26 protein-coding genes and 4 tRNA genes are annotated in these 25,120 nt (G+C 41.3%); 11 read left to right on the top strand and 19 right to left on the bottom strand.

The features are described from left to right. Window positions 1-25: 25 nt before the first annotated feature. The 7 genes from BVC89_RS12310 to trmA all read left to right on the top strand — a co-directional run bounded on the left by BVC89_RS12310 (window position 26) and on the right by trmA (window position 3,742). A tRNA-Ser gene (locus BVC89_RS12310) sits at window positions 26-113 on the top strand. A 303-nt stretch (window positions 114-416) separates the two neighbouring features. Further along, complete coding sequence (locus tag BVC89_RS12305; RefSeq protein WP_086931468.1) at window positions 417-596, top strand: hypothetical protein; 180 nt, start codon at window positions 417-419, stop codon at window positions 594-596. A gap of 345 nt (window positions 597-941) precedes the next feature. Next, window positions 942-1,598, top strand: a complete 657-nt coding sequence (locus BVC89_RS12300; protein WP_086931467.1) for a Bax inhibitor-1/YccA family protein — start codon at window positions 942-944, stop codon at window positions 1,596-1,598. A gap of 55 nt (window positions 1,599-1,653) precedes the next feature. Beyond that, on the top strand, window positions 1,654-2,049 hold the full coding sequence (locus tag BVC89_RS12295) for a DsrE family protein (protein WP_086931466.1): 396 nt from the start codon (window positions 1,654-1,656) through the stop codon (window positions 2,047-2,049). Next, complete coding sequence (locus tag BVC89_RS12290) at window positions 2,046-2,348, top strand: hypothetical protein (RefSeq protein ID WP_086931465.1); 303 nt, start codon at window positions 2,046-2,048, stop codon at window positions 2,346-2,348. Before BVC89_RS12295 ends, BVC89_RS12290 begins: the two co-directional genes overlap by 4 nt. A gap of 5 nt (window positions 2,349-2,353) precedes the next feature. After that, window positions 2,354-2,638 carry a hypothetical protein gene (locus BVC89_RS29700; RefSeq protein WP_158657896.1) on the top strand — a complete coding sequence of 95 codons (285 nt, stop codon included), beginning with the start codon at window positions 2,354-2,356 and terminating at the stop codon, window positions 2,636-2,638. Between the two features lie 9 nt (window positions 2,639-2,647). After that, window positions 2,648-3,742 carry a tRNA (uridine(54)-C5)-methyltransferase TrmA gene (gene trmA, locus BVC89_RS12285; RefSeq protein WP_425428394.1) on the top strand — a complete coding sequence of 365 codons (1,095 nt, stop codon included), beginning with the start codon at window positions 2,648-2,650 and terminating at the stop codon, window positions 3,740-3,742. A 3-nt stretch (window positions 3,743-3,745) separates the two neighbouring features. Here trmA and BVC89_RS12280 read toward each other — a convergent pair whose 3' ends face one another. Continuing rightward, a complete protein-coding gene (locus tag BVC89_RS12280) occupies window positions 3,746-4,210 on the bottom strand; it encodes a DUF2489 domain-containing protein (RefSeq protein ID WP_086931463.1) in 465 nt (154 codons plus the stop codon). Between the two features lie 25 nt (window positions 4,211-4,235). Then, window positions 4,236-5,660, bottom strand: a complete 1,425-nt coding sequence (locus tag BVC89_RS12275) for a DNA recombination protein RmuC (protein WP_086931462.1) — start codon at window positions 5,658-5,660, stop codon at window positions 4,236-4,238. 70 nt (window positions 5,661-5,730) lie between these two features. Between BVC89_RS12275 and murI the strand changes: the two genes are divergently transcribed. Continuing rightward, window positions 5,731-6,555, top strand: a complete 825-nt coding sequence (gene murI / locus BVC89_RS12270) for a glutamate racemase (protein WP_158657895.1) — start codon at window positions 5,731-5,733, stop codon at window positions 6,553-6,555. Between the two features lie 106 nt (window positions 6,556-6,661). On the opposite strand, the gene BVC89_RS12265 is transcribed toward murI, so the two are convergent. The 7 genes from BVC89_RS12265 to BVC89_RS12235 form a co-directional block, all read right to left on the bottom strand. Then, complete coding sequence (locus tag BVC89_RS12265) at window positions 6,662-8,539, bottom strand: SurA N-terminal domain-containing protein (RefSeq protein ID WP_086931460.1); 1,878 nt, start codon at window positions 8,537-8,539, stop codon at window positions 6,662-6,664. Between the two features lie 168 nt (window positions 8,540-8,707). Beyond that, complete coding sequence (locus BVC89_RS12260; RefSeq protein WP_086934607.1) at window positions 8,708-8,980, bottom strand: HU family DNA-binding protein; 273 nt, start codon at window positions 8,978-8,980, stop codon at window positions 8,708-8,710. A 260-nt stretch (window positions 8,981-9,240) separates the two neighbouring features. Next, window positions 9,241-11,649: an endopeptidase La gene (gene lon / locus BVC89_RS12255; RefSeq protein WP_425428393.1), complete on the bottom strand. Its 2,409-nt coding sequence runs from the start codon at window positions 11,647-11,649 to the stop codon at window positions 9,241-9,243. Window positions 11,650-11,793: 144 nt separating this feature from the next. Then, on the bottom strand, window positions 11,794-13,083 hold the full coding sequence (clpX, locus tag BVC89_RS12250) for an ATP-dependent Clp protease ATP-binding subunit ClpX (protein WP_086931458.1): 1,290 nt from the start codon (window positions 13,081-13,083) through the stop codon (window positions 11,794-11,796). Between the two features lie 196 nt (window positions 13,084-13,279). Continuing rightward, window positions 13,280-13,921, bottom strand: a complete 642-nt coding sequence (gene clpP / locus BVC89_RS12245; protein WP_086931457.1) for an ATP-dependent Clp endopeptidase proteolytic subunit ClpP — start codon at window positions 13,919-13,921, stop codon at window positions 13,280-13,282. 401 nt (window positions 13,922-14,322) lie between these two features. Then, on the bottom strand, window positions 14,323-15,684 hold the full coding sequence (tig, locus tag BVC89_RS12240) for a trigger factor (RefSeq protein ID WP_086931456.1): 1,362 nt from the start codon (window positions 15,682-15,684) through the stop codon (window positions 14,323-14,325). Between the two features lie 73 nt (window positions 15,685-15,757). Further along, window positions 15,758-15,842: transfer RNA gene (locus BVC89_RS12235), tRNA-Leu, on the bottom strand. Between the two features lie 1,228 nt (window positions 15,843-17,070). Between BVC89_RS12235 and BVC89_RS12230 the strand changes: the two genes are divergently transcribed. The 3 genes from BVC89_RS12230 to BVC89_RS12220 all read left to right on the top strand — a co-directional run bounded on the left by BVC89_RS12230 (window position 17,071) and on the right by BVC89_RS12220 (window position 20,122). After that, entirely contained in the window at window positions 17,071-19,719 is a 2,649-nt protein-coding gene (locus tag BVC89_RS12230; protein ID WP_245929387.1) for an SLBB domain-containing protein, read from the top strand. 108 nt (window positions 19,720-19,827) lie between these two features. Continuing rightward, window positions 19,828-19,904: transfer RNA gene (locus BVC89_RS12225), tRNA-Val, on the top strand. Window positions 19,905-20,046: 142 nt separating this feature from the next. Beyond that, window positions 20,047-20,122: transfer RNA gene (locus tag BVC89_RS12220), tRNA-Asn, on the top strand. Between the two features lie 53 nt (window positions 20,123-20,175). Here BVC89_RS12220 and BVC89_RS30565 read toward each other — a convergent pair. From BVC89_RS30565 to BVC89_RS12175, 10 genes are all read right to left on the bottom strand, one after another. Continuing rightward, complete coding sequence (locus tag BVC89_RS30565; RefSeq protein ID WP_281260990.1) at window positions 20,176-20,307, bottom strand: hypothetical protein; 132 nt, start codon at window positions 20,305-20,307, stop codon at window positions 20,176-20,178. Between the two features lie 109 nt (window positions 20,308-20,416). Then, a complete protein-coding gene (locus BVC89_RS12215; protein ID WP_086931455.1) occupies window positions 20,417-20,680 on the bottom strand; it encodes a hypothetical protein in 264 nt (87 codons plus the stop codon). Then, window positions 20,677-21,156: a hypothetical protein gene (locus BVC89_RS12210; RefSeq protein WP_086931454.1), complete on the bottom strand. Its 480-nt coding sequence runs from the start codon at window positions 21,154-21,156 to the stop codon at window positions 20,677-20,679. Before BVC89_RS12210 ends, BVC89_RS12215 begins: the two co-directional genes overlap by 4 nt. Next, window positions 21,156-22,559: a hypothetical protein gene (locus BVC89_RS12205; protein WP_086931453.1), complete on the bottom strand. Its 1,404-nt coding sequence runs from the start codon at window positions 22,557-22,559 to the stop codon at window positions 21,156-21,158. The genes BVC89_RS12210 and BVC89_RS12205 overlap by 1 nt, the downstream gene beginning before the upstream one ends. Before the next feature lie 3 nt (window positions 22,560-22,562). Then, window positions 22,563-23,174, bottom strand: coding sequence for a hypothetical protein (locus BVC89_RS12200; RefSeq protein WP_086931452.1), 612 nt, complete (start codon window positions 23,172-23,174; stop codon window positions 22,563-22,565). Next, complete coding sequence (locus tag BVC89_RS12195; RefSeq protein WP_086931451.1) at window positions 23,174-23,530, bottom strand: hypothetical protein; 357 nt, start codon at window positions 23,528-23,530, stop codon at window positions 23,174-23,176. Before BVC89_RS12195 ends, BVC89_RS12200 begins: the two co-directional genes overlap by 1 nt. Further along, window positions 23,527-23,748 carry a hypothetical protein gene (locus BVC89_RS12190; protein WP_086931450.1) on the bottom strand — a complete coding sequence of 74 codons (222 nt, stop codon included), beginning with the start codon at window positions 23,746-23,748 and terminating at the stop codon, window positions 23,527-23,529. The genes BVC89_RS12195 and BVC89_RS12190 overlap by 4 nt, the downstream gene beginning before the upstream one ends. Before the next feature lie 4 nt (window positions 23,749-23,752). Further along, window positions 23,753-24,025, bottom strand: a complete 273-nt coding sequence (locus tag BVC89_RS12185) for a hypothetical protein (RefSeq protein ID WP_086931449.1) — start codon at window positions 24,023-24,025, stop codon at window positions 23,753-23,755. Window positions 24,026-24,039: 14 nt separating this feature from the next. Beyond that, complete coding sequence (locus BVC89_RS12180) at window positions 24,040-24,858, bottom strand: major capsid protein P2 (protein ID WP_086931448.1); 819 nt, start codon at window positions 24,856-24,858, stop codon at window positions 24,040-24,042. Between the two features lie 2 nt (window positions 24,859-24,860). Beyond that, a complete protein-coding gene (locus BVC89_RS12175) occupies window positions 24,861-25,043 on the bottom strand; it encodes a hypothetical protein (RefSeq protein ID WP_086931447.1) in 183 nt (60 codons plus the stop codon). Window positions 25,044-25,120 lie beyond the last annotated feature (77 nt).

Genomic DNA, 25,120 nt, shown 5'->3' with positions numbered 1-25,120 from the left:
CTATGTATAATCTGCGTCCTCGAAAGGTGGGGTGGCTGAGTGGTCGAAAGCGGCGGTCTTGAAAACCGTTGAGTGTAACAGCTCCCAGGGTTCGAATCCCTGCCCCACCGCCATAACTTAGAAGCCTACCCTACACAGGTAGGCTTTTTTTATGCCCGACAAATTGCTAGCAGTAGCCCCTAGAAAGTTTCGCAACGTTAAAAGTCAGAGCCACCTTTCCCCTATATTGGATAGGGTTTTTTAAAGGCTAAAGAAGTCCAATCACCGCTATTAAATAATGTGGGCAATATCGCACATGATTTACCGCATTTTACGCATATGCAATTACCTCACTATTGATAAAATATCGCTGTAATATGCCACGTTAGTTTTTATACAAGTTAGTCTAGCTGACTGTTAAAAAGTAGGAGTATGTAATGAAGGACACTGTTTTTAAAGACTTACAGCAGGTTTACGACGAGCTTCAGCAGCAAATGCATCATCTGAAGTTAAACCCAGCAAAGAAAGAGCGAGAAGTTATTATCTCCGACCTAACGGAAGAACAGATATGGCTTATGCTAAAAAGAGAGGGTCGCTCATTTGCCTTAGAAGCTTAAATTTTCAAACCGCCAAAAAGAACAAGAAACGAACAGCCACCAAAGCTAGTGGTATATACAAAACAAAGTCGAACCTTATAATACTTAGTGACACCTATAACTAGAATAGTATAAGTTATTGTTATCAAAGCGATTAATTATACGCCTTACGCTAACTTTACCTTAGTTAAAGTACCGTGGGAAAGCATGCCAAAGCTTGAAATTCTAATACTTATACCCAATATTTAGTTCAACAAGGCAAACTTTTATACTAAGTATTTGTCGAAAGTCATAGTTAAGCCTTTGAATACAGGCGGCTTGTTTGTATTATTAGGTTATATTTTTACGATAGGACGGAGATAATCTATGCAAAAGCTTTATTCTCAAGCGGGTACTGTAAGCGACTCGACAGAGGTGAGTAAAGTATTACGAAACACTTACACTCTTTTAGCAATGACAATTGCTTTTAGTGCGTTTACAGCTGTTATATCAATGGCTATGAATGTTCCTTACCTCGGATTATTCATGCTTCTGCCCTATTTCGGATTACTGTACGCCGTTGAAAAGACTAAGAACAGCGGTTGGGGTATCGTGTGGGTATTTGCACTTACCGGTTTCCTCGGGTTTACTATCGCCCCGATTCTTAACTACTACGTAAGCTCTATGGGTTATGCGCCAATTTTAACGGCACTGGGCGGAACCTCGATTATATTCTTTGGTTTGTCTGGCTATACGTTGGTAACACGTAAAGACTTCAGCTTTATGGGCAACTTTATAATGGTCGGTATCCTAGTTGCGTTTGTTGCTGGCATCGCTAATGTATTTTTTAATATCTCCGGTCTAAGTCTGGCCGTTAGCTGCATGTTTGCTGTACTTTCCTCACTGTTGATTATGTGGCAAACCAGTCAAATTATTCATGGCGGCGAGAGAAATTATATCTCTGCAACAGTGACTTTATACGTATCGCTATACAACATATTTTTATCATTGCTACATATACTAGGTGTTACTAGCGACGACTAGATATGGGCCTAGCGTATTTTGTAAAGCCCCGCTCTTGCGGGGTTTTTTATTTGTTATGAAGTTCTCGATAGTCGTTAGTGCCCATCCCCATTCAGCCGTTGCTGAATCCGCTCTTCATTTCTGCCGTGAGGTTATTGAACAAGGCTTTTCCATTGAGCGCATATTCTATTTGGGACAGGGGACATTAAATGCCTGCATAGAACATGAGTTGAGTCTTAAGTGGCAACAATTTATCGTACTGCATTCTATAGACGCTGTGTGCTGCACTGCATCGGCGATAGAAAATAAGCTTGCAAACGAACTTGGAAAATCAACCTCACGGTTAAACCAGAGTTTTCACATCGCAGGTTTAGGGCAATTAATTGAAATGCATGCTAACGCTGATCGCGTTATTACTTTCGGCGACAAGCTATGTCTTATTGAGCAAGACAAGGCTACAAGTGGTAAGTGACTGCGATGATATGTATTTTTAATGGTATCCATAAAAACACATTTAATGCAGGACTAGATACCGTGCTAGTTGCACTAGCATTCGAAGAGCCGGTAGAACTCGTCTTGATAGTTGATGATGATTCCCAAGGTAATGAGTTGAACGAGAAGCTTTTGATGCTTAAACAAGCCGGTCTTAAGCAGATTTTTACCGTCACGTCGCCTAACTGTTTATTAAACATACCCTTGGAGACAAAGGCAATTAGCGCCCTAGAACTCAGAACTATGACTTTAAAACATCAAAAAGTTTTGAGCTTTTAAATATTATGCTGCACATTATCTCGAACGTAGAAAGCGGCCTGATACGTCAATGTAAAGACACATTCAGTGATAGTGATCACGTTGTATTTCTTATAGATGATCGCCAAAATCAAAGTTTTTTGGACGAAGTGATTGATACTATCTCTCGTCAAACGAAGCATCTATATGGCGTATTTTGTCGTCCCGAAAATAAGGTATCGACAAAACTACATGCTTCCTTGTCAACGATATCCTATAAAGAGTTTGTTCTTTTATCCATACAGCACCACCCAATCCATACATGGTATTAATTTATGAGCATAACGCTAGGCACTGCTGATGTATCACAATATGATCAGCTGTTTAACAATAAGATTGAACAAACTCTAGCTGAATTTGCAGAATTCAATCCTCCGCAGTTAGCATCCTTTCCCTCACCTGCCAAGCACTTTCGTATGCGTGCGGAATTTAAAATTTGGCATGATAAAAACACGGCTCACTATGCCATGTATAAACAAGGAGAATACAAACAGCCGTTCATTATCGAAAATTTTGATATTGGTTCGTCAACAATAAATGAGTTAATGCCTAAATTACTCAAAGAGATTAATGATAATGATGTGCTCAAAAGAAAACTTTTCCAGGTAGAATTTCTAACAACAACTAATGGCGATTCTGTTACCACTTTAATTTATCATCGAGCACTGGATGACGAATGGGAAACCTCTGCCCGCAAGCTCCAGGGAGACATAGATACAAAAATTATCGGCAGAAGTAGAGGACAAAAAATTGTACTCTCAGAAGATTTCGTTATCGAAGAGTTTTCTATTGAGCAAAAAACCTTTAAGTACCAACAAGTCGAAACAGGTTTCACACAACCCAATGCTAAAGTCTGCGAACAGATGTTGTCATGGGCACAAACAGAGTCCAAACATCTAACTGGTGATTTACTAGAGTTGTATTGCGGCAATGGAAACTTTACTTTACCTCTAGCGCAGAATTTTTCGCGAGTTTTGGCAACAGAAGTATCTAAAACCTCAGTAAAATCAGCAAATTACAATATCGGACTAAATTACTGTGACAATATTACAGTAGTAAGGATGTCCAGCGAGGAATTTACTCAAGCACAGAGTGGCGTCAGGGAATTTACTCGGCTACGAAATATCGAGCTTCATGACTACAACTTTTCTACTGTATTTGTAGACCCACCACGTGCTGGATTAGACAAAGAAACCGAAGCGATGGTGCAAAAATTCGATAATATTTTATATATATCGTGTAACCCAAGTACGCTAAAAGAAAATCTCAAAAGTTTATGTCAAACTCACCACATTAAATCTTTCGCGTTTTTCGATCAATTCCCTTATACAGAGCATAGAGAATGTGGTGTTTTGCTGTCACGCAAAGACACCTGATATTTAGGACTTAACAATAAGCTGCTCCTGGACAATCTTCCTCGCGGCTTCAATAACAAAATCGCGAAAATTAGATTCGATTTTTTCCCTTTCTTTATCGAAGCTCAATTTCTCTTTTCGCGATAAAGCTTTCCACTTTTCTAGAATAGGAATATGAGCAGTAGCTTCAGAAAGCTGCCTAAAAACGCTTAAGTCATTAAGGGTTTTGTTATCTAAATTTAAGGTGGGCAATAGTGCATTAATCCTGATACTTGCTTCGGTCAAACTTACCTGATCATCTAAAACAGCACGAGCAATAATATTAATACTGTTAATGTTCTTATTTCTACGAGATCTAAGCTCTTCTTGAAAAGCAAGCTCTGCCGCCTTATTTTCTTTGTTTTTCCTAAACAATAAAACATTATAATAAATAGCAACACCCATTAGAACGGCCACTACAATACATGCAATGTAGGCTAATACGACCATAACATTTCTCTCTTAAAAGTAGGCTTTAATTATCTAGTTCCGCCGATACGTCATCAGTTTGCACAGCATTCTGTATGTTTTTTGACAACACTTTGCTGGGATTAACCCCCAATTTTTTTAGATCTTCAATACGTTTAAGTATATTACCGCGACCTTCTGACAGGCGTTTCAAGGCCAATTCATGCGACTCATGCGCTTTTTGAATATATCCGCCTACATCGTCTAACGCGGTCATAAACAACACAAATTGATCGTATAACCTGCCTGCACTAATGGCAATTTTCTCTGCATTCGCACTTTGCTTTTCGTTGCGCCATAAAGTTTCAACCGTTCGCAAAGCCACCATAAGGCTAGAGGGACTTACAAGTATCACTTTTTTTTCATATGCCTCATCAAACATTGAAGGGGAATGATGGATAGCAGCAATATATGCAGCATCAATTGGAATAAACATAAAAACAAAATCCAAGCTCCTGATACCCTGCAACCCCTGATATTCTTTATACGATAGAGATTTGAGATGAGTTCTTATGGCATCCACGTGTTTTTTAAGATACTGAGTTTTTGACTCCCCCTCATCGCAGGAAACAAATCGCTCATAATCTATTAACGCCACTTTTGAATCGATAACAATATCTTTTTCCCCTGGTAGATGAATAACGACATCGGGGCGATAACTCTTGCCTTCTGTACTTTTATAGGTTTTTTGAACATTAAACTCCCGTCCTTTAGCCAGCCCAGATTGCTCTAGTAAACGTTCTAGGATTATTTCCCCCCAACTACCTTGAATACGATTATCACCTTTAAGCGCACTAGCGAGATTATTGGCGTCTGCACTGATTCTTTGTGTTTGCTTTTGCAGCTCGCCAATTTGGCCAATAAGTTGGTTTCGCTGAGCATTTTCCTTGTCGTAAACATCTTCAACCTGCTTATTAAACCTATTTAACTGGTGTTTGACAGGATCTAAAATTGCTTCCATATTTTGTTTACTCAGCTGGGAGAAACGACTTTGCTTTTCTTCAAAAAGTTTATTAGCGGCTAGCTCAAACTCTTTTAATAAGGCCGTTTTAGCTTCATGTAACATAAGTGTTTGGGATTTAAGCTGACGTTCTTTTTCTTCGTTCTGGGTCTGCACCTGAATAAAGCGCTCTTTTAAAGTATCAAATTGCTCAAGTTTATTTTGATGTAACTTTAGCTGCTTTTCCTGTTGCTCAATAACGGTTTGAAGTTTCGCTAACTGCAGCTCACGATCCATTAACGCCTGCTGATCTAGCTCGTTCTGCTGTTTACATGTTAGCTCGATCTCGGTATTTTTTTCAGTAAGCTCTCCATTGATAGCAACTTGTTTGCGAAGCTTCAAAAAAGTAAAAAGTAACACAACGACTGACAAAGCCAGCACTACTAGCGCTGAAACTAAGAATGTTATTGTTTCGATTTCCCCGATCAACATAGGATATACCTACTTTTTTTATTACATTTCACGTAAGATATTCTACTCTTGTCAGTCGATGATGCCTAATATGCAAGTCTTGCCACACATACTCGTATTTGATTCCGGAGCCGGGGGTTTAAGCGTCGCCAAAGAGATTCTGCGCAAAATTCCAAACTGTCATATGAGTTATGCGGCAGATGACGCCTTCTACCCATACGGGATAAAGGAAGACCGAGTATTAACCCAACGTATTATTACTCAGGTAGGAAAATTATACGAAGCACTAAAACCAGATATCGTCGTTGTCGCATGCAATACCGCTAGCACCTTAGCCTTGGAGACACTTAGGGGCAAATTCGACTGTCCTTTTGTCGGCGTAGTGCCTGCAATAAAACCGGCAGCACTATTGTCTGAGTCAAAGGTAATCGCGGTACTAGCGACTCCAGCAACAGTCTCACGTATTTATACTCATAATTTGATCAAAGACTATGCTCCTGAACATAAAGTTATTCTCCACGGCAGCAATATATTAGTAGAAATTGCAGAGCGAAAATTATTTTCTAATGATATTGACCAGAGACTGCTGCAGAAAGAATTTGATACCTTGTTCGCTGAACCTAACGCCGAACAAATAGATACACTAGTACTTGCCTGTACCCATTTTCCGCTTTTAAAGCAAGAAATAATGGCCATTACAACACAAAGAAAAAGAAGTATTAACTTGATAGATTCAGGCGAAGCCATTGCCAGGCGAGTGTGGGATTTATTAGATAAACCTCAAGCAAACGAAATACAAAACTTAAAAAAAATTACGAGAGAAATTAAGATCATCCTAACCCAGACAGATGATTTATCAACCGCCAAGAAAAGTCGATTCCTTGCCTATTTAACCTCCAAACCAAACACTGACTAACTAGACAGTTCCTAATTTAGCACTCATGAATTTGGCTTAGACGAGACATAACAATTGTTCTGAGCCTGGCCAAGCATACTCAGAACAATTGTCAGCGATACTATCACTAGTGAATATCGATATCAGCTTCGGCAACAACTTGCGACTCATAGGAGGAAGTCTCGAAGTTTGCATTTTGTCCATTTAACTGAGCAGTCAGACCTTGAAACTGCTGATCTTTCATATCGCTGCGATGACCTGGGATTATTTCAGTAAGGCCTAGCACAATATGGCCGCCATCACGATCTACTACATGGTCATAACTAGCACTACCTTCAGCTAAACTCATACTAAAAGCCTTATTAACCGCTTGGAAACCGGCTTCGCTAGAAGAGCGCTCAGACTTGTCAAAAGCTTTATATTCATATTCGTCAGCTTTCGCCAATTGCTCTGCACTCTCACCTGCTACAAGCTTATCCTTTAAATTGGATGATATTTCGCTCAGAGCCTCATCAATTTTTTTATTAGTTAAGTTTTGCGTTACCACTTCTTTGACTTCATCCAGTCCCTTAATACGTTCTGGCTTATGCACTGCTTTTCTAAGTACTACAGAGGCTGTATTGGATATTTCCAAAACACTACTGTTATAGCCATTGGAGAGCACCTCCTCACTATATGCTGCGTCACGAACATTGGAATTAATCGCAATATCGGTTCCTCGATTTCGGGAGAAAGGCTCCGTCGTCTTAACTTCGAGATTAAGTTCTTTTGCGGCATCGGCGAGGTCTGCGGCACTAAAAGTCAACTCACCAAGGCGGTCTAAATTTTGTGCGTAAATCTCTTCTGCTTCGGCAAGCTTCATAGCATCCGCAATAGCCTCTTTCCTTTCATCAAAGGTAGGTGGCTCAGTCACTTTCTTGGCAATGACTTTAATAAAATGTGTACCCGCTTCGGTGACAACCGGTGCAGAAACTTGACCTTCCTCTAGAGAATAAACTGCGTTTTCAAACGCCTCAGGAAAAGTATCCGCAATCATTACCCCTAGGTTACCACCGCTATCTTTTGAACCACTATCGTCAGAGTATTTGCTAACAAGCTCGGCAAAATCATCACCATCTTTTATCTTCTGAGAAACCTCGTCCACTAAAGCTTGTTGACCATCTTTCTCTTCAAGCAAAATATGCGCTATTTCATATTGTTGAGTTTTCTTAAAATCTGCTAATTCTGCTTCATACTGTTGTTTAACTGCTTGCGGATCAATATCGATAGTTTGCGCGATATTTGCAGCTGATAATTCGACATAAGAAACAGATAAGCTTTCATCTTCTACAAAGGTGTTTTTATTTTCTTCATAGTAGGTATTTATCTCATCGTCACTTACTTTTACATCTTTCTCCACTAAGGTTTTTGGTACTTTAATGGTAAAGAAAGACCTTTTTTGATGAATCAGTGAAACCAAATCATTAAGCTCTTCTTCTGTAGAAAATGTAGACAGCTCGATAGCTTGGGCGTGTTGACCCAAAATAATATCTTCAGATAAAGCGGCTTTGTACGATGCTGGCGTAAAAGCTAAATTAGACAGCAGACGACGATAAGTCTGGGCATCAAATTTTCCATCTAATTGAAATTCTGGTCGCTCACGTATTTGTTGATCAAGTGCTTGCTCAGAAACTCCCATACCACCTTTCTCAGCGGAAACAATAAGTGCTGCACGGCGAGTTAAGCTTTCAAGAACAGGTCCACGTAAGTTTTCATCTTTAAGGTATTCTGCATTAGGGTCGACACCTTGTTGATCCAACAAGCGCTGCTTGCGCATATAAATTGCCCTACGCAACTCAGCATTAGAAATCGCTTTCCCCTCTACGGAAGCTGCATCAGTACCTACTGCACTACCAAGAAACGACCCACCATCAACGCCAGTCAAAATCAAAGGAACAATAAAAAATAAAAACACGATAGTCGCGACAAAAGTGCCTTTCATGCTCTCACGTACTTTCTGTAGCATTTTTTCACCTTAAAAAGTGTATTGATCTTACAAAAAAAGGCGCATTTAATGCGCCTCTATTTTTTAGATTAATTTGTTAAAAATATTTATCTGTTTACCTTTCGATTATCTTCCAACTTTTTAGCATATATCGCTTGTGTGAGAATTCAAAAGATATATCTAGGTAAATTAGTTAACTGCATCTTTTAAAGCTTTACCAGCTTTAAAAGAAGGAATTTTTGCAGCAGGAATATCAATAGGAGCACCTGTTTGAGGATTACGACCAGTACGGGCAGCTCTCTCTTTAACTAGAAAGGTACCAAAGCCAACTAGCGCCACCTGATCACCCTCTTTAAGTGCCGTTGCAATTGATTCCGTGATTGCATCCAAAGCTCTACCTGCAGCCGCTTTAGAAATATCCGCAGAACCTGCAATTGCTTCGACCAATTCTGATTTATTCACCATTAACCCCTTTTATTATTCGAATCTAATTCGTATATCAAAAATTTCAACGTCCAGGCAATTGCACTAAGAAACAATATTCAAACAGCATTGTGCTGGATTACCTCTGCCCCGCCCCGATGGAGCCCAAAGCTACAACGAATTACGTTTTATACCAACTGCCAATTGGCCGGTCAAGAATCAAATTCGCGAATTGCTGGTGTTTTACATATTTATCCGGCAACTGTTTGGATTTCGACCAGTCTTTACAAAAAATCAAATCAATGTGTGCTTATTCGGCTCTCATCACTATTAATCGCATTTGCTTTGGCTTCTAGCGCTTCATACTCCTCATCGCTAAGAGGGGTCGGCATATATTGTAGTGCAACTTCCAACACTTCATCTATCCATTTTACAGGATGAATACTCAAATCACTTTTTATGTTATCTGGAATATCACGCAGATCTGCTTCATTATCTTTGGGGATAACAACAACTTTAATACCTCCCCGATGGGCTGCTAACAACTTTTCTTTCAAGCCTCCGATCTTGAGCACTTCTCCGCGCAAAGTTATTTCACCCGTCATCGCCACATCTGCACGCACAGGTATTTCTGTATAAACAGAGACCAAAGCCGTGCACATTGCAATACCTGCGCTGGGCCCATCTTTAGGCGTAGCCCCTTCAGGTACGTGAATATGGATATCGAGCTTCTCATTAAAATCTGGTGCAAGCCCCAATACTTGAGCACGAGAGCGAACAACTGTCATGGCGGCTTGCGTAGATTCTTGCATCACATCCCCAAGGGAGCCAGTCTTAGTAAACCGCCCTTTGCCTCTAACACCAGAAGCCTCAATAGTCAGTAACTCACCGCCCACCTGCGTCCACGCAAGCCCCGTTACTTGACCAATTTGATTTTCGCTTTCTGCTTTACCGTAATCCGCCTTGCGAACGCCTAAATACTCTTCTAAATCGCTATCTTTAACGGTAATATTTTCTAGTGCTTTGGCCTTAACATTTTTTGTTACCACTTTGCGGCATAACTTGGCTACTTCTCGATCTAAGCCTCGCACACCAGCCTCTCTAGTATAGTAGCGAATAACATCCCTCAAGGCTGCTTCTTCGATACTAATCTCCTCAGACTTAAGACCATTATTTTTCATCTGCTTAGGAATCAAGTAACGACTGGCAATATTGAGCTTCTCATCTTCTGTATAGCCGGGGATACGAATAACTTCCATACGATCAAGCAGGGGCCCGGGAATATTCATGGTATTTGAGGTACAGACGAACATCACGTCAGATAAGTCGTAATCCACTTCTAGGTAGTGATCATTAAACGTAGAATTCTGTTCAGGATCTAACACTTCCAACAAGGCTGAAGCAGGATCCCCACGATGATCCATGCCCATTTTATCTATTTCATCGAGCAAAAATAGTGGATTTTTAACTCCAACTTTTGCCATTTTCTGAACAAGCTTGCCTGGCATAGAACCTATATATGTTCGCCGATGACCTCGAATTTCGGCTTCATCTCTCACTCCACCCAGCGCCATGCGTACAAATTTACGATTAGTTGCGCGCGCAATAGACTCACCTAAAGAAGTTTTACCTACACCTGGAGGCCCTACCAGACACAAAATCGGACCCTTTACTTTTTTGACCCGTTTTTGTACCGCCAAATACTCAAGAATTCGCTCTTTAACTTCTTCTAAACCATAGTGATCTTTCTCAAGGACTTTTTCTGCTCGTTCTAAGTCGTGCAGCACCTTACTACGCTTTGTCCATGGAATTGTCACCATCCAATCAATATAGGCGCGGACAACAGAAGCCTCTGCCGACATGGGTGACATCATGCGCAGTTTATTAAGCTCTGACATGGCTTTTTCTTGAGCATCCTTAGGCATGCCGACTTCTGAGATCTTTTTCTCAAGCTCATCTCCTTCGTTGCCCTCTTCTCCCATATCACCCAATTCTTTCTGAATGGCTTTCATCTGCTCATTCAGATAATACTCGCGTTGGCTTTTCTCCATTTGCTTTTTAACACGGCCACGAATGCGCTTTTCAACCTGGAATAAATCGGCCTCAGCTTCCATCAAACCAATAAGGTGCTCTAAGCGCTCGCGAATATTAACGATTTCTAAAATTTCTTGCTTTTGCGCAAGCTCTAAAGACATATGCGCCGCAATAGTGTCCGCCAGTCGCCCAGCTTCGTCTATCCCGCTTAAAGAGGTCATCACTTCAGCAGGCACTTTTTTACTAAGATTTACATAATTTTCAAATCTAGATAGAAGTGTTCGCGTCAACATTTCTAAGGATTTAGTTTCGAGCTGATCATCTTCAACATTATCAAATTCAGCCAGAAAATATTCATCCTGCTCAATAACATCAAGGATATTCGCTCGGCGCCGACCTTCAACAAGAACTTTAACCGTTCCATCAGGAAGCTTAAGTAATTGCAACACTGCTGCAATGGTGCCACAGGCATACAGATCATCTTTACCAGGCTCATCAACCGATGCGTGTTTTTGAGCGACTAAAAGCACTTGTTTATCGTCAGCCATAGCACGCTCTAATGCCGCTATGGATTTCGCCCTTCCAACAAATAAAGGGATTACCATATGCGGATAAACAACAACATCACGAAGCGGTAGTAAAGGTATCGGTGACTCAGGAGATGACGATTCCATAGGGTTCATTCAATAGCCTCAAGACTTAACTTATCTAGTTTCTGCAACCTATAAGATTGGGGGCTAACATACAAAAATACAAGGAAGAAATAAAAAAAAGGGGCTTATGTACGCCCCTTTTTTAATTTGCGATCAGTTACTGTTCTATTCTTCAGGCAAAGCTTTTTGGGTTTCGTTATTTTCATAGACAAGCAAAGGTTCAGACTCACCTTTGATAACAGCCTCGTCAACAACAACCTTGATAACATCCTCTTCAGATGGGAGGCGATACATAGTGTCGAGCAAGACATTTTCCATGATCGACCTCAGGCCTCTGGCACCAGTTTTGCGCTCCATTGCCTTAGTCGCGACGGCGTCAAGCGCTTCACGTCTAAAATCAACTTCAACACCCTCCATCTCAAACAGTTTCGCATACTGTTTAACAAGAGAGTTTTTCGGCTCTGTGAGGATGGTAACTAAGGCTTCCTTGTCCAACTCATCAAGAGTTGCTATGACAGGAAGGCGACCAACAAACTCTGGGATCAAACCATAGCGAACCAAATCCTCAGGTTCGAGATCTTTAAGGGTTTCGCCCACGTTCTTTTTCGAATCTTTGCTTTTTACTTCTGCCCCAAAACCGATACCGCCTTTCTCTGAGCGGTCGCGAATAACTTTATCTAGACCAGCAAACGCACCACCACACACGAAGAGAATATTAGACGTGTCAACTTGTAAAAACTCTTGTTGAGGGTGCTTACGACCACCTTGTGGGGGCACGGAAGCGATAGTGCCTTCTATCAGCTTCAATAATGCTTGCTGCACACCCTCACCAGAAACATCGCGAGTTATTGATGGATTATCAGACTTACGAGAAATCTTATCGATTTCATCAATATAAACGATGCCTTGTTGAGCCTTGTCTACATCGTAATCGCACTTTTGAAGTAGCTTCTGAATAATGTTTTCCACGTCTTCCCCAACATAGCCAGCTTCTGTCAAGGTCGTAGCATCAGCTACAGTAAATGGCACATTAAGCATCCGCGCAAGTGTCTCGGCGAGTAATGTTTTACCACTACCTGTTGGGCCAACAAGCAAAATATTACTCTTTCCTAACTCAACCTCATCCTTCGATTTCTTTGAGTCACCGACTCTAAGACGCTTGTAGTGGTTGTAAACCGCCACAGCAAGTACTTTTTTGGCGTCTTTTTGGCCAATAACGTACTCATCAAGCGTCTCTGATATCTCTTGAGGCGTAGGCAACTTCTCACCTTTACCCTCACTTGTGCTTTCTTGTATTTCTTCTCTGATAATGTCGTTGCAAAGTTCGACACATTCATCACAGATGAATACCGAAGGGCCAGCAATGAGCTTGCGCACTTCGTGCTGGCTTTTACCACAGAACGAACAATAGAGCAGTTTGCCGTTATCTTCGTTATCACCTTTCTGGTCGGGCATCAGTATCTCCAACTCTTATTTTGTTACAGCCTATTTACAAGATGCTTGTTTTAGCTGTGATTTTCAAGTGCACAACCTTAAATTTAAAGCTGCATACCCAATATTAGTATTTATCTTTTGCGTTTGGCTTCATTATTGAAGTTTTTTTTACAATATTCACCAATAACGAGCCAATACTATAGACAAAGTATCTACATTAACTTTCTTTTGCATCACGGAACTCTAAGACATCGTCGATGAGACCATATTCTTTGGACTCCAAAGCGCTCATAAAGTTGTCTCTTTCTGTATCCTTCGCGATGTCTTCCACAGACCTGCCGCTATGCTTGGCCATAATCTCATTTAATTGATGACGCATTTTTAATATTTCTTGGGCATGAATATGGATGTCGCTCGCTTGGCCTTGCGCACCACCGGAAGGCTGGTGAATCATTACCCGTGAATTCGGTAGACAATATCGCTTACCTGCCGCGCCAGCATTGAGCAAAAACGCCCCCATACTGCATGCTTGACCAATACACATGGTACTTACGTCTGGCTTAATAAATTGCATTGTATCGTAAATTGAGAGGCCTGCAGTAACCGCCCCACCTGGAGAGTTAATATATAAATGAATATCCTTGTCAGGATTTTCCGCCTCTAAGAACAACATTTGAGCAACAACCAGGTTCGCCATATGATCTTCGACGGCGCCAACAAGAAAAATAACACGCTCCTTGAGCAACCGAGAATAGATATCATAAGATCTTTCCCCACGAGCGGTTTGCTCAACCACCATCGGCACTAATGTATTTTCAATATCTGAACGACTTATACCAACTGGGTCTATCAGGGACATAACTTTCCTCAGTATTTTCTGTTGAATTATTTTTAAAGACTAGCCTAACATTGGGTCTTCGCACACGAAATAAAAGGAAGGACTTTAATAATTCATAAAAATAAAGTCTATTATTTTCATGAACATAGGATATTTCAGGGATAAAGCGAACAAAACCCAACCAATCAAACCAATGCGCAACCAACGCCATTATTTTTAAGTACGTTTACCTAGTTCGCTTTGGTTTACCCTAGAGACTTATTTATAGCTTCATAAGCCTAAAATACTGTAATTTAATACCAGTGAACAAGCTTTTTGGCATAGCAAGCTATTCAGTAAAATATCCGTCGCCAAAAACGACAAAATCCACCTGTTTTAACACAGGTGGATTTTAAAATAAAAACCAAGCTTTAAAGGATAACTTATTCTTCGCCTTTAGTTTCGCTACCATCGCCTTCCTGATCATCAGCCTGCGGCTGAGGCAATGGCTTTAACGCTTCGTCGTAGGCCACTTTCGCTTCGGTAACTTCTGCTTTTTCTAAAAGGAAGTCAACCACCTGCTCTTCGAGCGCAGCAGCCTCAACACTTTGTAATAACTGCTCATTACTGTAGTAGTAATTAACCACCTCTTCAGGGCTCTCGTAACTCGCTGCAGCCTCTTCGATAAGAGATCGAACAACATCCTTATCTGCTGTGATTTTCTCCTGAGTCACAATCTCAGAAACAATCAAACCTAGTGCGGTTCGTCGCTGAGCTTGCTCTTTAAACATATCGTCTGGCAACAAAGCTTTCATATCAAGGTTCTCTGCTGCGCCACCGTACTGCTGAATTGTTTGATTTCTCAGCGCGTCAATTTCGCCAGCAACCAATGCATTAGGCACTTCCACGGGAGTACGATCTAGCAAGCTATCTAAAATCTGTTGCTTAGTCTTGTTTTTAATAGCCTTCTGCTTTTCACGCTCCATGTTCTCCTTAACATCTTCACGGAACTTCTCTTCACCACCCTCAGTCACTCCAAATTTCTCAAAAAAAGCCTCATCAAGCTTTGGCAAGACTTGTTTTTCAGCACTTTTCAGAGTGATAGTGAACGTTGCATCAGCCCCTTTGAGTGATTCAACCTGGTAATCCTCAGGAAAAGTCACTTCGACATCTTTGGTCTCACCTATCTTCATGCCGATAATTCCGTCTTCAAAACCAGGAATCATAGACTTGGAGCCAATCACTAGTTCATGATCCTCCGCTGAGCCACCTTCAAATGCCTCGCCGTCTTTTACTCCGCTGAAGTCGATTTTAACTTTGAAGCCGTCTTTTATAGCTGCCTTAGTATTATTCCAAGTAGCTTGTCCCTTTCTCAGGTTTTCAATCATCTTGTCGATATCTTTATCTTCGATATCCGCATCATATTTGGTGACTTCTATACCTTCTATATTGGTTAGCTCAACCTCAGGATAGACTTCAAAAGTAGCGATGTACTCTAGATCACTACCTTCCTCCATGTTTTTAGGCTCAATCGTTGGCTGACCTGCAGGACGAACCGACTCTTTCTGAACAGCCTCGTAGAAAGTTCTATTTATTGTGTCGCCAAGAACTTCTTGCCTAACACCCTCGCCGAAACGCTGCTTAACAACTTTCAGAGGCACTTTACCCTTGCGAAATCCATTAATGCGCACAGTTTTAGCAGCTTTATTAAGACGCTTAGTTACTTCTTGATCCACAACATCAGCTGGAACACCAATAGTCAACCGTCGCTCTAAACCGGAAATCGTTTCGATAGAAACTTGCATGATTATGCCTCTGAAATACTTATATAGGGGACTACTACTTAAAAATTGCGTTTAAACAAGTTGGATAATGACATGGTGCGGTCGGAGAGACTTGAACTCTCACACCTTACGGTACTGGAACCTAAATCCAGCGCGTCTACCAATTCCGCCACGACCGCGCAAAATGCCATTTAACTCATACTATCTGGAGAGCATTGTAACCTATTGATTTATAAGAAGAAACCTATAGATTTCATTAACTCCCTCTCAAGAAGGGACGCAATTGTGCCACAGTAGATCTCAGTGATCAACATAGTTATGCATCTTTATTTTAATTAAATGGTCATCAGGCACAAATCAGATCACATAGTGCAAATTTGAAACAATTTAGCCAAAATAAAGAAAGAATACATCAGGCCATATAGGCACTTTGCACTCTTCAACCACTCATTCGGACACTTAAAAAATTATTTTGTGAGATATATCCTACAAAAACAAACGCCAATGTCGACTATCGCGCCAAAAGCGATTTGTAGATAATGTTTATCAACAAGGAGGTAAACAAGGAAGCACGTCGACCAGGAAAGGTCATAAGGAGGAAAAAAATTCTGCTTTAGACTCAGGATGATCATAGCAGAAGGAGCAAAGCACTCACCATAAGGATATGGGTTTGCCAGGAAGGCATCTCACCACGGAAAGGACTTAAGGTGAAAAGCGAAAAAATCCGAGGGGTATCCCCCCTCGGATTTTTTTTATCCATGAGACAATCCCAACAAAAATGGGAAAGCTCATTCACTTCATTATTGTGAGAGATATCTCACAAACAAATCAGACAATAGCGACTTCTACTCAATTAATTACAAAGTGATAATACCTGGCATATAGGGACATTCACACGGAAGTCAGCAGGCCATGGCGGGTCAAGGGAAACTTCATATTCTTTTCGGTTAATTAGGAAGATCACAGATAGAAGGATCTACTAGGACGAACAATTTATCAGGAAGATTAAAAATTCAGGGAAAGAAGTTATGGAACACCGAATTATTGAGGTGCGCAAAGCACCTCAATAGCCACCTAAAATAACAATTTCATCACCACTAATTAAACTATTCCTACCAACGATAATCACCCTACTCTCTCGACAGCGCACCCGAAACTTAGAAAGCGTTACCATAAAAACGCTCAAATTGTTACAAATATTAGGGGTTTATAGAAGAAAGTAAGCTATTTATTCGTTATTATAGCGGGCTTAAAGCCATAGACTACTCTGCCGTTGAACCAGGTGCCGGATGCTCTACCATCTTTTTGGGTTGATGAAAGACCTCCAACCTTACAAACAAAAAAGAGCTCACAAGATTAAATTCAATGACGACAATACATATTGATTTAGGAGATTGATTTTAGTGCATGACAGGATTGCAAACAAAGAAAGTATTAGACTTCAATAGGTTGCGTAAAAGCAGCGACTTTATATTCATGGCCATTTCAGACAACCCCCTAAACCAAAATTTATTTATGAAGCCCCTTATCCAGAAGATTGTTGCATCTATCTTATTCACGTTATTTTCAATATCCACTGTTTACGCACAAGCGCCAACGCAAGAACAGATTGACCGGTTCAAAAGACTACCCCCGGCACAACAACAAGCCCTGGCAAGATCCTTCGGCGTAGACTTGTCTGATTTAGATGGCTTACTTGAAGAAAACGGCGGTGACGAAACAGAAGCAGAACCAATCTCAGGAAATAGACGAGATTTAACAAAAAGTGGCAGAAACTCTAACCGCAACTTACAAGGTGGACAAATTCCACCTAACGGGTTTGATCTAGATAATATTGACCCCAATGATTTGGAAGGCCTAAGTGGCGTGAATGGCTTACTCGAGGGTTTTGAAAGTAGTGAGGAGGAAGATGAACTCAAATTGTTTGGCCATAATATTTTTAACTATGGCGCAGAGACCTTCGCACCGGCAGAAGATATTCCAATCCCGGTAAATTATTTGTTAGGTCCGGGAGACACCATTGTCATCCAACTATACGGCAAAGAGAACGCCACCCATACCCTGAAACTGAATCGTGAAGGTCAGATCCAATTCCCAGATATTGGGCCTATTTCTCTTGCAGGCTTACCGTTCGAGGCTATGCAGGAAAAACTTACCAATGTGGTCAATGAACAAATGATAGGCGTTAAGAGCTCTATCACCATGGGCCCATTGAGAACTGTTAGAGTCTTTGTGCTGGGTGAAGCTGAAATCCCAGGCTCCTATGTTGTGAGTTCTCTCTCTACCATGACAAACGCCATATTTGCCAGTGGCGGCATCACCGAAATCGGCTCTTTGAGAAATATCCAGCTTAAACGGGCTGGAAAGGTTGTCGCCAGATTGGACTTATATGACCTTCTTTTAAGAGGGGATACAAGCGATGATTCCCGTCTTCTTCCCGGCGATGTTATATTTATTCCACCAGTAGGCAAAACAACAGGCATTTCTGGAGCTGTTAAGCGCCCAGCTATATATGAGCTAAAAAACGAGAGAACAGTAGCTGATGTGATACAGCTAGCGGGTGGACTATTAGCCAACGCCTATGCTCCCGCATCAAGAATTGAAAGGATTTCACGATCGGGAGAAAAAACCCTTGTTAATATCGATATCTCCAGTCCATCAGGCAGAAGCTTTAAAGTCAATGATGCCGATATTATTCAAATACAACCCACCCTAGAAACCGTTAACGACACGATAACACTCGAAGGGCATGTAAAACGCGAAGGCGACTTTGCATGGCGCAAGTTTATGCGCTTTACCGACATTGTTCCCAACGCGGACGAATTACTGCCCAACCCCGATATTGTCATCGGACTTATTCAACGAGAAGAAAAGATTACTCGCAGAACACAAGTACACTTATTTTCTCCTCAGCAAGCATTTGCCTCACCACAAGGGCCAGAAGACCCTCTACTACAGCCACGTGACGTGATAACCCTTTTTGAATACGACACCAATAGAGTCGAGATACTAAAAGAACTGGTAGATCGACTAAAAGTTCAGTCCAACTTCAGCCAACGCCAACAGACTATCCGTATCTATGGCAGCGTGCGCTTTCCTGGCGAATACCCTTTAGCTACGGGAAATATGAGTGCGAGGGAGCTTATTAGCTTAGCAGGAGGACTTACGGAAAGCGCCCAAGGCTCAGGAGCTGAAATAACACGCTACGACCTGAATGAGAATAGAGAACGGGTAGACCTGCGAAAAGACTTTGACCTTACAATGGAAAACCCACAATTAAAAGCAGGTGATACTTTACGTATTAAACAAATTCCCCTCTGGCAAAAAAGAGAGTCAGTGGAGCTAACAGGTGAAGTCATCTATCCGGGCGTCTATGACCTATTACCAGGAGAAACACTCTTAAGCGTTATCGAAAGAGCTGGAGGACTGACACCCTACGCTTACCCAGAAGGTGCAATTTTTTCGCGTAAAGAATTACGACTTTTAGAAGAAGAAAGATTAGAGAATCTCAAAGTTAAAATCGCCAGCGATCTAGCTACTGCAAATTTAGAGAAGTCAGCAGCCAAAAAAGAGATAGATAAGGCTGAGGCCGATCAAATACTCAACAGCATCGAAAGTACGAAAGCGCTCGGACGTATGGTTATTGACCTTCCCACAATATTAGATCGACCTAAAAAATTCGACTTTGAGCTCGCCGACGGTGATAAGTTAGAAATTCCCCGGTTTAAACCATCCGTTACCGTCGTGGGAGAGATTCAGCACTCCACATCACACTTTTATGATGCACGGCTAGATATTAAAGACTACATCGACATGTCTGGCGGCACTAAACAAAATGCAGATAAGAAACGTATCTACGTTGTAAAGGCCAATGGTCGAGTTTACGCCCCAGCAAGCTCAGCATGGTTTAAATCTAACTCCAAAGCTCTACAGCCTGGGGATACCATTGTAGTGCCTATTAATACAACCAAGGTGGATTCACTGACACTTTGGAGCAGTGTTGCTCAAATCGTATCTTCAGCAGCTCTGGGTATAGCAGCACTCGGCAATTTGTAAACATTCAAACTATTTGAAAAAAAGTAAGATTGTTGACGCATAACCCCTTGCCGAAAAAAAACTAACTCATTACAATACGCGCCCTCCCATTGATGGGAGGAAAACCCTAGGATCGTAGCTCAGTTGGTTAGAGCGCTACCTTGACATGGTAGAGGTCGGCGGTTCGAATCCGCCCGGTCCTACCAAGTTTTAATCAGTTTGTTCAAGTTTTAGAAAACCGATTAAAAACAAAGAGTTAGATGCTGAAATTTAAATAAAATTAAAGTTGACACTCACAAAAGCGACGTATATTATACGCGCTCTTTCGGGCAATAGCCCACTTGCAGATCCGCCTTAGCTCAGTTGGTAGAGCAAATGACTGTTAATCATTGGGTCGCTGGTTCGAGCCCAGCAGGCGGAGCCAGATACAAAAAAGGCCGCGATTTGCGGCCTTTTTACTTACTATTCGATTCAGTTTTACTGTTCTTTTTTTAACCTTTGCAACTTACTTTCACGCCAGCAAAGCAAACCCATTGCTATTGCAGCAACAACACCTTCAGTCGTTACAGCATCACCACTCACAGCAACATAATTAATAAACTCTATCATTGAATCAGACCTTTTTGTTTTAGCTCATTTTTTGCGATTTCTGCCAAAACCGCACCGACAACAGTTGCAGCAACCGCTATTACAAACCCACGTAAATCATTACCCATATTTATTGCCCCGGATGCGTAATATCGAATATCCACGCACCTAACGAAAAATCGTCGTCATCTACGCCATCATTCAAAATATCACCAATGGAATTGACACCTTCAGCAAATATATTATGACGGTTCGTTGGATTTACAGCGTTACCAGCGGCGGCGGCAGATCGAGCAACCGCACCAGCACCACGCCCACCAATGTATAAAATCCCAGCACCAATAACCCCGACGGTTATCAACAACGAACGATGCTCTTTTGTTAATAATTTCATGCCAACGCAATAGCCTCCTTTATATCTTCGTCAGTAAATGGATTAACACCATTCTCATGGCGAATAATTGCATTTATCAACGGGACATAATCATCCTCATCTATCGGCACATCTGAAGATTTACCAACAGCATTGGCGACAGCCATAATATATGCACCAGTATTATTTTCGTGAGACGGCGCAAACTCGTTAATTAATTTTTCGATAGTATTAGTCCCCTTACGCACATCGTTACGCAAATCCATAAATAGCGCACGAATTCCATAAATCGGATTTTCGAATTGCTCAAAACGCCCATCTGTATTTCTTGACGGCGGAATTTTCCCGCGCCATGGAATTGCAGTTAACACCAAATTACCAGGATTATTATTTCTAATCCCGCGAGGCCTATTATCATTCACATTTATAACCTCGCTACCACCAAACAACTCATTTAAAAAATCAAAAAAACGACCCACAATTACAAATGCACTCATCACACTACCTCTGTTAAATACTCAGGCATAATTTTTACTTCAACTTCAGACGGCAATATAAGCTCACCAACATCGCTATAACCACGATAAGAAAACGTCGCAGAACCGGCACTCTTTACAATATTATTTCTACCATCCGAATACGTTAGCGACGTAACATAATCCATATAGTTTTCTTCAATAACTCTACCTGCCGACAACCCCTGCAATATATATTTTAATATTTCTCCACGCATGACAGTCTTATCGCCACGTGGAAAAAACACAGCATCGCCCGATATCAAAAATTCATTTCTTGTCGTTACGTCACTCCCATCCTGGATATAAAGCCTCGCGACATAATCAACAGGATCAATCACACGAAACACATAAGCATCAGTAATATATTCAACTTGTAAATTAAACTCTGGAACATATAGAGGTGAGTTAATTGCTAGTAGTTTTTGAACACCTGTATATTGCAGCGTTTCTGCATCATAGAAAAAAGTGCGCCCCGTCGAATTTCCGATAAGCAACAAATCATCTTTTTCATAATAACTTAATCGATTTAAAGCACCATTGCTCTCAGTTACACCGACAACAACATCTTCTATCTCTAGCGTTAACACATTAAATCTTGAAAAAGTAATACTATTCGAATCAGAACGCCTTATAAGTGTTAAAAAACCATTTCTATAAGCAACCCCTATCTCAGGGAAAAACTGGCCTGCCGGATTCGTATATATAACACTATATGACTTGGTGTTCATGTCTAACCTACCAATAACGCGAAGCCCAACAATGTATACAATGCCCTCAGGCGTTACAGCTGCACCCCTAAGACCACTATCAAAAGCATCTCCATCACCGCTAATCGCATGAGATTCAAGAAGCGCACCAGACATAGAAAATTTTCTTAATTGCGTTTTAGTCACACTCCAAACAAAGCCATCAAATAAAAACAATGACCTATGTAAACCTTCGTTAACAGTATCAAATACTTGCGTCCTTATAAATTCCTCATTTCTTTCATAACTAACAGGATTTATATCAACATAACCAAAGGTCTTTTTAATATTGAGCGGGAGAGAATTTGTTGCCAGAGCTGTCGTTTGAATATTTTCAGATACAGTAAATTCACCCCTCACAACTTGACTATTATAGTCACCGGTTCCCGCTACAAAAACACAACGTAATGATAGATCACTTTTATTTGTCACTTGAAAGTTATCAAAAGCAAGCCTTCCCGGTTCACTTCTTCTAAACACGCGCTTATCACCTTCGCGCATAGTAATCGGCTGGCCGTCAACAATAACCTTAACAGGTCTCGCCGACTCTTTTAAAAAGAGAAAGTCGCCAGCAAAATCAACTTTTCTCTCTTCTTGATTCGGCTCTAATAAAATAGGTATTTCACCTTGAGACATTTATCATTTCCCCTTAAAACTTAACGCAACAAGACCCAGCGCAACAGCGCCACCAACTAAACCCACCGTTTTTATACCATCTTGAGCAACCAAGGCCCCCTCGCTTGTATTTGCAGTTGTAGCAAAAGCTAAAGCCCTATCAGTGACTTGCGCATTCTGCTGCGAAAAAAATTGCAACGCGTCCACAGTTTCAGAAATCAACGTTTGATTTGATTCACTAATTTCATTCACTGCAAACTCACCGAAGTTAAAACTATCTGTCAGCGCATCCCCTGCGATATCTAGCGCATCCTCAGCCAATCCATTTGCGCTAGCTATTGAGTCCTCAGCAATGTTAGCGACGGCACTTACCGAGCCGTCCGCTATTTCGTCGACGGTTTCCAGTGCATCCGCGCCAAAATCCAGTGCTGCTATATTAATTTCTTGCGCAGCATCCAGCGCACCGAAATCCGTTTGCTCTATCGTGACATTACCTGTTGTTTCCCCAAGCGTTACATTGCCGCCGATATTGCCAGAGTCTGTTACTCGATTATCACCGGATGTCGTTGTAGTATCACGCGTTGAATTAGTACTGCTTGTATTTTGTGATGAGCGACTTCGACTACTTGTAGACATTATTTTTTACACCTCAACACATATTCGTTTAACTCAAAACCCATAGATTGCATTATTCTTATCATGCCGCGACGCTGGACGTGTACACGCAAATCTAATCCCATTTTATGCGCATATTTAACAAAGTAAGGCACGAATTCTTTTATGCCCGAACCTTCACCGAGAACCAAACAAAACTCGTTTGGCTCATCAACTCGCGTTACCGCCCACCCCTCTGATTTTTTACTTTTACAATGCCACAGCTCCGCAATACCGTTTTTTACTTGATCACGAATAATATGCAAATCACCGGCGCCCGATATTTTAAATTTATCGTCAGTATCGCTTGTCCATGGCTTTTTAATAATGCTAATCATTTTTTCATTACCAAATAAATACCAGCAACAGCAGCAACAAGTACAAGTGGATTAGAAAAAAAACCGCCAACAGTGTTTGGGTTGCCACCGCCGAACGATATATTTTTTACACCACTAGCGGAGCTGCCACTACTATCACCGCCAGTTCCGCTAGCGCCAGAACTCGCGCTTTGCTGAAGAGATGCGCCGCCCCCACCCAATAAACTTGCAGGATTCATATCATCACCCCACTAAACGCGATATTGCCAGCGTCGCAATAACACCACCGGTAGCAAATAAAATATTTTTATTTATTGCAACACCACCCACATAAAAATTATTATCTACTGTTACCGCAGATCGCGCCGAGTTTTCAGGTATTGCAACAGTCGTTTGATCGGGCACAGTCTCAGGACGCACTCCCACAACTTCACGCCCTGTATTTACGCCGCTTGCCTCCGCAACTTTGATGTCACGATAAAATCCACCGACGTCTGTTAAAAGCTCTCGAAACATAATTCACCTGCCAATTAATTACCGAGCACACCTATATACTCGAAGACACTTTTTACAGTCATAGCTTCAGAGCAGTTATAAATGACACGAAAGTCATTTAAATTTCGAAGGTCAAAAGCATTACCACCATAACCAAGCTCAAGCCCATCGACACTAAACCAAGGGCTAATAGGTTGGCGCACACCATCAAATTGCACCATTTCATTTAGCTCCGCTGATCGCTCCCAAAATGTCTCAAGATTTCGCTCCATACGAATTTTTGAAATAGAGCCAGCACTTGGAATGGCATACATGCAATCAAACGACTGCGAAACGGGAGTGCCATAAAGATAGTCGGAAACTTCAAGCTCACCCGCGCCATTTATAGATCGCGACTCACGACGTATATTCATCATTAAACCAGGGCCACCTGGAATTGCTGCACTTTGCGACGCTTCAATTTTTAATGATGGCGCTGTAACACCTTCGGCTATATCAATTTCAAGTGTGAATGAATTAATTGCATTACCGCGAACATCAGGAACCGCAGTATTAACGGCGGTCAACTCCTCTTGGTCTCGACGCTTTAAGCCAACACGATCAAACGGAATTCTTAAAATTCCGTTGGCAGGCTCAAGCTTTTTGTGCTGATTCATGATATCGCGCTCAGTAGCGCTAAACTTTTGAAAGACTTTACCGTTCGCCTTGATGCGAATTTCAGTCATTTGCGCAAGCGTGATACCTGAATAAAACAGATAAAGCATGTGATACCGTCTACCGATGGGCAAACTAATTGACGCAGTGTTACCAGCACTCACAGAATTGAATGAGGGCATACGTTTTTCAATACGCATGATTATTTACCCCCTGTCTTTTTTGCAGTCGCAATATCAGCCACTTTTTTAAGTGCTTTCACATTCGACTTGTGAAAGAGATACGCAACTAAGCCCATCCCTGCAACACCTACCGCTGTAGACACCGCGATTTTTGTATCAACATTTCGCTCGACAGATTGTCGAACGTCTCTCAATGGATTCATAAAATTGTCCCGCCAAAGCTAATTTTTCAAATATTTTTTTAAATTGCTTTTATATAAAACAGGACACTTCGGTTAAT

Source organism: Agarilytica rhodophyticola (assembly GCF_002157225.2).
Classification (GTDB): domain Bacteria; phylum Pseudomonadota; class Gammaproteobacteria; order Pseudomonadales; family Cellvibrionaceae; genus Agarilytica; species Agarilytica rhodophyticola.
Note: the sequence above shows the minus strand (reverse complement) of the source record. Positions and strands in the feature narration are given on the sequence as shown.